Annotated in this window: 1 protein-coding gene; it reads right to left on the bottom strand. The window is 33.6% G+C overall.

The features are described 5' to 3' along the window. On the bottom strand, window positions 1–291 hold a 291-nt coding region (locus ADA55_RS30265), incomplete at its 3' end, for a hypothetical protein (protein WP_048679152.1). Window positions 292–571 lie beyond the last annotated feature (280 nt).

Raw genomic sequence — 571 nt, 5'->3', positions numbered from 1 at the left:
TGGGGGTTTCCCCCTGTGAGAGTAGGACGCCGCCAAGCCATTTGAAAAGATCAGCCATCCGGCTGGTCTTTTTTTGTTTTCATAAGTCACGAAAAAAGATGGCAGTTCATATTGAATGTGAATGTAATGATTTGTAGTATCCTGTATTGGTTTTATATCGTCATTTTTAATTCCATTGTGATGTCCATCATAAGGTGTGTATCTATTTGAAGGTGCTGATTTCTTTTTAATCAGCCGATAACAAACAAAGCATATTATAGAAATAACAAATAAAGTATAAGCATATGCCATTTAATCACTCCTTAAACCCCTTAATTGAAATAAACTAACAATCTCTACGAACACAGCGCAAAAAATAAAAATCATTAAGGTTTTGTCGGGATACCCTAGCAAAACGGACCTTGAAACATTCTTCACCTAATTTTAAGAAAAAGAATTATTTATTGTGAAATGTGTTGACTTTATGGTGGGAAAGGATTAATATAAATAAGCACCAACTAAGACATGCAAAAAACTTCATTGCTTTTGGCAGGTTGCTGAAAGAAATAATAACTATTGACTTCTTACTATG

It is taken from the genome of Bacillus sp. 220_BSPC (genome assembly GCF_001054655.1).
Classification (GTDB): Bacteria; Bacillota; Bacilli; order Bacillales; family DSM-1321; genus Peribacillus; species Peribacillus frigoritolerans.
Note: the sequence above shows the minus strand (reverse complement) of the source record. Positions and strands in the feature narration are given on the sequence as shown.